6 protein-coding genes are annotated in these 8,604 nt (G+C 45.5%); all 6 read right to left on the reverse strand.

Going from position 1 to position 8,604, the window contains the following annotated elements; translation table 11 throughout:
- Positions 1-770: tetratricopeptide repeat protein (locus tag Q0668_RS20485; protein ID WP_298868046.1), on the reverse strand; the 770-nt coding region annotated here is incomplete at its 3' end.
- 239 nt (positions 771-1,009) lie between these two features.
- Positions 1,010-2,920: a tetratricopeptide repeat protein gene (locus Q0668_RS20490; protein ID WP_298868047.1), complete on the reverse strand. Its 1,911-nt coding sequence runs from the start codon at positions 2,918-2,920 to the stop codon at positions 1,010-1,012.
- A gap of 254 nt (positions 2,921-3,174) precedes the next feature.
- A complete protein-coding gene (locus Q0668_RS20495; RefSeq protein ID WP_298868048.1) occupies positions 3,175-4,200 on the reverse strand; it encodes a transglutaminase domain-containing protein in 1,026 nt (341 codons plus the stop codon).
- A gap of 83 nt (positions 4,201-4,283) precedes the next feature.
- A complete protein-coding gene (locus Q0668_RS20500) occupies positions 4,284-5,669 on the reverse strand; it encodes a polysaccharide deacetylase family protein (protein WP_298868050.1) in 1,386 nt (461 codons plus the stop codon).
- Positions 5,670-5,885: 216 nt separating this feature from the next.
- Positions 5,886-7,520 carry a metallophosphoesterase gene (locus tag Q0668_RS20505; protein WP_298868051.1) on the reverse strand — a complete coding sequence of 545 codons (1,635 nt, stop codon included), beginning with the start codon at positions 7,518-7,520 and terminating at the stop codon, positions 5,886-5,888.
- 127 nt (positions 7,521-7,647) lie between these two features.
- Positions 7,648-8,229 (reverse strand): hypothetical protein, encoded by a 582-nt coding sequence (locus tag Q0668_RS20510; RefSeq protein WP_298868052.1) that lies wholly within the window; start codon positions 8,227-8,229, stop codon positions 7,648-7,650.
- Positions 8,230-8,604: the final 375 nt, after the last annotated feature.

Consider the following 8,604-nt stretch of genomic DNA (forward strand, 5'->3'; position numbering starts at 1 on the left):
TAATTATCGCAAAGAACTAAACCACGTTGGAAATAACTGACCTCATTGAAAGGATCAATCTGAATCGCATCGGTAAAATCGATGATCGCCTTTATATTAGAACCTATCATGTAATATGCTTGACCACGTTTCCTATAAGCAAAATCAAATTCCGGGTCGATCTGAATGGCTTTGGTAAAATCTTTGATAGCCAGGTCATATTCTTTAACCTTGAACCAGGCCATGCCTCTCGCACCATAGATGCCTTTATCATTTGGTGCAATTTGAATCCCTTTGTTATAGTCTGTAATCGCCTCCTCATAACGTCCCATCAAATACCAGGCAACACCACGATTGTGATAAGCGGAGCCATCTTTCGGATCGATTTGGATTGCTTCATCAAAATCTTTGATCGCTCTGTCGTATTCATTTTGACTGCCCCAGAACAAACCGCGATTTTTATAGGCCCATTTACTTTGTGGATACTGCTTTAGAAACGCGGAATAATATGCTTCTGCCTTGTCGAGTGGAATCACATTTTTCTTCTTGACCCACGCTTTCCCAATACACAACCAATCACCATTGGTCTCTGAAACCGTAAACAGCTTGCTTGTGATTTCATCGCGAGGAACTTCTACACCCGCCAACACATACTTAGCTCCTTGCTTTTCCATGAACTTTTGACCGACCCATTCTTCAGCAGCAACAGGCGATAAGCTGGTAAGCGGCAACAGGATCAAAATCAAAAACATGACGAAAATATATATTCGGTCGTCAGAAATTCGTAACATCGAAACTTATTCCAAATTGAATCCATAAAGTGATTCGGTTTCAGGTTTGTGAAATCGCCGGCATTCTTCTTGCTTGTTTTTTCGTTGAATCTCTTTGTTGTATACCATTCTCTCCTAAAGCCAAGAAAATTCGACTCGAATCCCTCATCGCCTCCGGTGTGTATTGGGCTGCGAATGCAGAATAACAGACGACCTGCAAGGTTAGCTGAGTGAAGAAGTAATATTTAATAAGAAGGGGCTTATGTTTGTATCTCGCGGTAGGATTTGCCGGCACGATAGAGCTTCAATCGCTCTGCGTAATCGTGCTTATTCGCATTCTTATTGAGTTTTTCGATGCACAGTTTTTGGTATTTCACCGCTTGTTCAAAGTCTCCAGATTCAGCGTAAGCAGCTGCCAGTGTACCTAGAGAGTTGGCATTCTTCCAATCCGATAACTCACAAGCCTTTTTACCCAAGGCAACTGCTTGCTGACCATCACGAAATTCTGCGTTCTGACAGGTGGCTAACAGCCAGGCTAAATTATTGTATCCAGTAGTTCTCGTTGGCGCATCACGAATTACAACATTATAGTCTTTAATGGCTTTACCGAAGTTACCTTTCCTCTTCCATGTATTTCCTCGATTGAGATACGCACTCATAAATTTTGGATTGAAGCGGATTGCTTCATTAAAGTCTTTGATAGCTATGTCGTATTCCTTTTTGTCATACGCCACAAGACCACGGCCGTTGTAGGTCTCCACAGACTTCGGATTAATAGAGAGTGCCGTATTATAATCCTTAATTGCTTTCTCATACTCTCCTTTTCTACGCCAAATTACACCACGATTGTAATAGAGCTGAAGAAGCTTTGGTTCAAGACGAATCCCTTGGGTAAAGTCTTTTAGCGCCCTATCGTAATCACCTTTTAGTCGCCATACACCACCGCGTGCGTTGTACGACATCGCAAGGTGTTGGTTACTTCTAATGATCTTACTGAAGTCTTCGATCGCATTGTCGTACTTACCCAGTTTGCGCCAGGCAAGACCACGATTGTAATAGGCAAAAGCAAAATTTGAATCGAGTCGGAGTGCTTCGCTGAAATCCTTAATGGCATTGTCGTATTCACCTTTCGCAGACCAAACATTGCCACGTCCAACATAGTAGAGCTTATCGTTCGGAGTAAGTCGGATTGCTTCAGAATAGTCTTGAATTGCTTTGTCATGCTTCCCTTTGAATCGCCAGGTACTTCCTCGTCCACTATAAGCATCCGCAAAATTGGGATCGAGTCGAATCGCTTCGTTAAAATCAATGATCGCTTTCTCTAATTCACCTTTATTACGGTAAACCAGACCGCGGCCGTTGTAGCCAACTCGATCTGATGGATCGATTTGAATCGCTTTGTGATAGTCTTTGAATGCCTTGTCGTATTCACCTTTGCTATACCAAGCCAAACCACGATTGCAATAATCGAAGGAAAGTTCTGGACCGATCTGTATTGCCGTGCTGAAATCATTGATCATCTTGTCATAATCACTTTTGTTGAACCAAGCCAGACCACGCCCACTGTAGGCCCCATGATTTAGAGGATCAATTCGAATTGCTTCTGTAAAATCTTTAATTGACGCTTTGTTTTCTCCCTGGAAATACTGCGCTAGACCACGATTTTGATAAGCAGGTCCGAAATGAGGATCAATTTTGAGGGCTTCTGAATAGTCACGAATCGCCTTGGCATAATTGTTTTGATTATCCCACACCAGTCCACGATTGTTGTAAGCCCATTTACTATCTGGCGATTTCTTCAGATATTCCGTGTAGTATACTACGGCCTTCTCAATCGGAATCACGTGTTTTTTCTTAATCCATGCAATTCCCATCCAGAGTTCATCGCCACGAATTTTGTAAACAGTAAACGGCATTTTGTCGATCTCGGAACGTGGAATTTCAATACCATCTTTTATGTATTTTGCTCCCACTTTTTCCATAAACATTCGACCAACCCACTCTTCAGCAGAGGCAGGCGACAAGCTTGTCAGAATCAACAAGCTCAAAACTAGTAAGCGCAATTGAATCAATAACTGAGATACAACTCTGTGAGACAAAGTAACAAAAGTATTTTTGAAGTAGTGAAGTGACACTGTTTCAAATTCCTTCCTGATCGATTTCGCATCCAATTGATGAATCCATAGTGCGGGAATGCACGTATGATAGCATTTGCTAAACAGAACAACCACTTTAACACATTGAAATCATCTTCCCAATAATCGGCTTGACACACCCCCGAATCACACCAAAACACTCAGTTTTGCGTCGCGCGCGAAACAATGAAATTAAGAAATGAAAAACGGGCCCAAATCTCTCATCGCCTCCGGTGTCAAGTGGGCTGCGAACGCTGAATGAGATTTGCTACAAACCTGACCGTATCGTTTTATTTTGCGTTAAGTTTTGCTTTTTCCTTGAGAAGCTTCCTCTTCATTTCTTCCAGATTCTGCGAATTTGAGAACTCGGTAAAGACGATATTCGTATCTGCCACTTCGATGCTTCTGGACTTGGATTGTAAGCCAGCAGATGCATTCGGAAAATACTGTTCCAATTTGGCGATTGATACAATAGGCATTCCATTTTTAGTTTGAATGTAAAGAGTGTGTCCTTTTGCTTGAGGAAGGAAAGTATCATACTGTGTATTAAATGACTTAACGACAGTCAGTCCCTTTTGCCGGGCTGATTTTGTCATTATTTGGTAGTAGGGAGAATTTCCAATCACAAAACACTTGAGCCCGAGGGTTTCTTCTGTCACGGTATTAACGGGAAGCATACTTTGGTCAAGTTGCGAAAAGTATTTTTCTGTTTGTCGCTTCCATGCTTCCCACTGTAGAGACATGATCATTTCCTTGGGGTCATTTCCCTTGTGATAAGCGAACCGATTGCCCGGAAGAATTCTCGCTTTAGGAGAGTAGTCCACGTAAATTTTCTTCGCGCCGGGGTCCAACAGCACCCACTTCTTGTCGATATAGATTTCGAGATAAACATGGCCCGACCATGTCCGGAACGGACGTCCTTTCTTCAGATCCCAAATCCAAGGCACGTCCATCGTCTTCACCCAGACTGTCGGAATGCCCGCACTTTTCAATAGCACACCGCAGGCAATCGCATAATCGGCACAACTTCCATAGCAACCTTCCCGGATGACTGTGTCGTAGTTCCGCCAGTGATAGGCAAGGTCGGCCTGATACTTGAGATTTGCTTGCATCCAGTTAAGCACATTCAAAACCGTTTCTCTGTCACGATCTGCCTTGAATGCGCGTGCCTGTGCCGTGATCGCTTTCTGGTCTCCCAAAGAGGAAGGGCTCGTTAGATATTTTGAAGGGGTTGCATAGTCAATCGCATCGAAGACAGGCTCTGATGCAATCGCACTCGAAGCGAACATCAGCAGCATTAGAAGTGATCGCCACATGGTTAATCTCCATAATATTAGACCGTTCAGAGAACTAAAACCAATCCGGAAGCTGGAAAGCAAATCGGGTCAGATAACTCGGGTCAATTCGATTTCATCAAATTCTCAATTGAATACTCGGTAGTGATTGGACGGACATCAAACCTCAGCATATCTCCCGCAGGCTGAGCCACCTTTCGAACATTGATTTTTTTATCTTGCTGATTACTCACCTCAACACGACCTGCCTTCCAGGACTTCGGAAGAGTTAGTTCAATTGTTAACGGCTGGTCGTAAAGTGCCAACTCGGTTGTGCATGCTATTTTGAGTTTAACCAACTGTTTACTTTTATGCTCCATTTCCAGACTGGCTCCTCGCCGTTCGGTTTGATATTTGTGAATGTCTCCCATGCCTGCAATCCATAGCTTGTCTTGATGTTGTTTTGCGATATCCAGGGCTGCCCGAAAGTTGGCCTCGCTGGTACTGAGTCCCTCCCCAATGTAGTGATAATGCACTTTGTACCATAGACCGCGCTTCATATGAGTCTCGAGTAATCGACGAAACGTCTCCACCCGCTTTCCATAAGTGTCATCCATGCCCGTCGAGTTCGCCGATGCATCGAAGAGATGGTACTTGTCGAGATAGTAGTGCAATGGTCGCGTCGTTACCCATTGTGTCCCGCCACCAAGATTTAATGCTAACAGCTTGCTTTTCTCGGGACACAGTTTCCAGATCGCCTTTGATGCATCACCCACTTCACGTTCCATCGACTGATCATCGAGTGCACCATGATGGTTCAGCGTATGATTTGCAAATTCATGTTTGCCGCGACTTGCGACCGCCTTCCATGCGGACCGATGATCCTCGAACGCAGATCGTACACGGCTGTTTGGTGGATGTCCTCCAGGATTCACCATAAAAGTACCACAGAATCCATATTCGTTTAAGATGGGGATCGCTTTACTCAAATGTGTGGGATGTGAATCGTCGAACCGAATACTGAGTGCCGTTTGTCGTCCATCGTACCAGTTACAAATCGTCGCCTTCAATCCGGTTTTTGGATCTGTTACATGACGCTCTTTTTCTGATCGATTTGCTGGTCTGTGTCCTTCTGTTTTGACGGCACGTACAAAAACAGTGTTTTGCCCAGGTGTCAAAGTGACCAATAACTTATGCCATTCGATCCCACTACGGCGGACAGCAATTGCTCGTCCCTTGGGATCAAAAACGGCAACATCGTTCACAGGCCAAATGCCGCGTCCAGAAATTGGTAATATGACTTGAACTTTTCGTGCTTTTCGCTCAGTTTGAGGATCGACGGTGATGTGTAGCGCGTATTGATCAATGGCTTTTACGGAAAGTGTTGCTGCGCCTGAATGATCAACGAGATTGACCTTCACTCCATCAACCTCTGCTGCAGTTGCCTGGCCAATCATGAGAAACACGCAGACCAGCCAGATTGATCTCTGACTGAAATACTGGAATTTCAAAGCTTTACCCTCTCTTTCACGAGTGGAACGATCAAGAAAAAGGACTCAGAATACTGTCTAAGAACTGAATCAAGAGTGATTGTACTTATTCTTAATTAACCCCTGCAGACGTTCGAAGTATCGATTCATCATAAATCGTTTTACACCGCACCAAAGTCGTGGTTAGTGAAGGCGGTTTTTCAATATTGTGAGCGATCCAATGTTTTGTTCACACGATTATTTGGAAACAGGTCGATGCCGTTTGATGGTCAGTGGTCCCTGTTGTGCGTACGGGTGTTTCGCTTTGAGTTCCTTATAGCTGAGCCAGCCGCGTGAAGTATGAATCTGTTTTGCATCTGCTGTCTCATAGGCGAAGAACAAAGGTTTCTGAAACACGACAATCCGATCTGGATAAACATCAAAATCGCACCAGCCAAATGCACCCTGACTGACCAGCGCGGTCCCGCCTAACACGAGGTAATGCGTTTCCTCTTCTTGAGCATGCCATAAAGCACGGTGATAGTGACCACTCAGACTGAGCAGCACCTTGTATTGTTTCATCATCGCCCGCAAGCGATCTCGGCCTTTACCAATCTGGTTGTACTTGCCGCGCCCGCGTTCATTATTCTGCCAGGGAGAAACGTGCAACGCAATCACGATTTCCTCACCCGCTTTTTCTGCCTGCTTGAATTCCGATTCGATCCAGTCCAGTTGTTTGTCGTTCAAACCAACATGATTGCCTTCCGCGTCGATTACAACAAATCGGACACCTTTGTGGACAACCGAATAATGCAACTCTCGAAAGAAATATCGCAGAAACAGTTCGGGGATCTCATGATTTCCCCGCACATAGTGATAAGGCTGCTTGAACAATTTCACCAGTTCGAGCATCGCATCGTATAACTTCAGATCCCGCTTTTCATGCACCATATCGCCCAGCATGAACGAGAGCTCTGCCCCCGACCGATTAATCTGATCGATGGCGTGTGCAAAACGTACCTTGTCGGTCTCAAACCCTCCAAAGCCCAATTGGGGATCGCCTACCGCGGCAAACCGATAAATCAAATCTTCTTCCGGTTCGGGTAATAACGCTGGAAAAGTAAAGCCAGCCGGTGCGGTGCGCGAGACAATGAGTTGATCTATTAGAGCGGGGTCATCGGGTGTCCCGGCGATTCCCAGATAAATGTGTGAGAATTCAGCATCACTCGTCAGCGGCAGTTCCTCACCCAGCGTCTGACCATCGGCCCAGCAGGCGTAGGTTTTTCTATCGAAATCGATGCGGGCTGTCATCGTGTACCAGCGTGGTTCCAATGGCGTTTTTGTATAAAGACGCCAATACGGTTTATTGAATACGGAATGCCAGCGCATTTGCGTTTTCTTCGATCCCTTCTCCTGGAAAGGGGCGACGGCGATTCGCGCAATCACTGCTTTCGATTTTTCACCACGCAGGTCAAAAAACGTGCCTGTTTTCCAATCCTTTGCTGGCTTGAATCGGCACTGTACCCACACGACACCTTTGGAAACGGGTTTCGTAAGCTGCGTTCGCACACCCCAGCCATCCGTCCGAAACGCCTCGGCATGCGAAACAGCCAGCGCCCGGGAACCATCAAGACCCAGAGCGTTCTTCACGATCGCTGTCGGCTTGACTTTGCCGGGGAAGCCCTCAAAACCTTTCCAGTTCTCGGAAGCAATGATTGATTGCCCGTCGGCATACGACTCAAAATCGTCCGTCAGCAAAACGCCCTGTTCCGCAGCAACCAGATTCGAAACCAAAGCGATCTGGAATATGAAAGCCGCTAACCAGCCTGTAGTCAGCATGAATAACGACAAAACAGATTTTATTTTTTGGGAAGTCCCGTTTTGTGCAGGCATGTTGCGATTCCTTATCGATGCGTGTGGCAGTCCGTCCTCGAAATCAGTGACGAAAAACGAATCTCAGATTAAGAATCATTACAACATAATCAACGGGCAAGATCAATTCGCGATTCAAAACCGGTTTTCAGAATTTCCAGCTGGAGTACCACACGCGGTTGTGTTCCGGGTCAATAATTAGAATCTGTCCCATCTCCCACTGTTGTGCACTGTCTTGAGCAACGTACCAAACTTGCTTTGAAGTGAGTACCAGTTCTACTTGAACTTCACTGATGTTATGATCTGGTCCTCCACCAGTTGAGTCAGCGCTCATCCCCCTGGCACCAAAACCACAATGCCAACCGATGTCCTCTGAAACCGGTCCCCGTTTCCATTCCGCATGCTCCCAAGGGGGAGGTTCATCCAGCCATTGTTTCAGAGTTGCGTGATCGACGTCAAAAACCAGATGAAATTCACCATCGCCCAAAAAATCGAGCCAGACATCATTGGCAGAGACAACGGACGCTGATGCTGGCAAATTAAGCCCCGTCGACTGTTTAAATTCAGCAGCCGGATCTGTTATCACACGACGGTTCGGTTCTTGCGAGAAGCCGGGGGACAATAGAAACCATGCAACGAACAACAAAGGCAACCCGATCAACACAAATGCCATTACCCAGAGTAAGGCAAAACAAATCCGTTCGCCACGTGTGGTTTTGATGTCGTTCATGGTTTAGCGCCTATTCGATTCGCAGTCAGACAATATTGCAACTATCAAGATCTCTCCCACTTCACTACTGAGCTTGTCTTAAAGTTTCGGTATTCTGCCAACTCCGAACGCATACCCATAGAGAGTAAACCCCAGAACATGTAGCATTAGCTGATCTTCTAAAATCCAACGTGGATTTGAAGTAATCGCGGTGATGAACGGGCTTGTTTTCGTCTCTAATTTATCTCTCATGATTTTCCGATCATGGTAATGTCAGGTAATTTTTCTTATTTCCAATCGTTCTTTGCAACCTGGGAGGAACCGGGGCTTACGCCATTCGACTAATGATCAAAAACAAGATAAGCCGCAAGGCATTAGCCGCGGTTAATACCGATC

The sequence above is a fragment of the uncultured Gimesia sp. genome (genome assembly GCF_937910335.1).
GTDB lineage: Bacteria > Planctomycetota > Planctomycetia > Planctomycetales > Planctomycetaceae > Gimesia.

Bases quoted from the DNA above. Each gene is read 5' to 3' on its own strand.
- Q0668_RS20495 (WP_298868048.1), bottom strand. From the start codon at position 4,200: ATGTGGCGATCACTTCTAATGCTGCTGATGTTCGCTTCGAGTGCGATT.
- Q0668_RS20505 (WP_298868051.1), bottom strand. From the start codon at position 7,520: ATGCCTGCACAAAACGGGACTTCCCAAAAAATAAAATCTGTTTTGTCG.
- Q0668_RS20510 (WP_298868052.1), bottom strand. From the start codon at position 8,229: ATGAACGACATCAAAACCACACGTGGCGAACGGATTTGTTTTGCCTTA.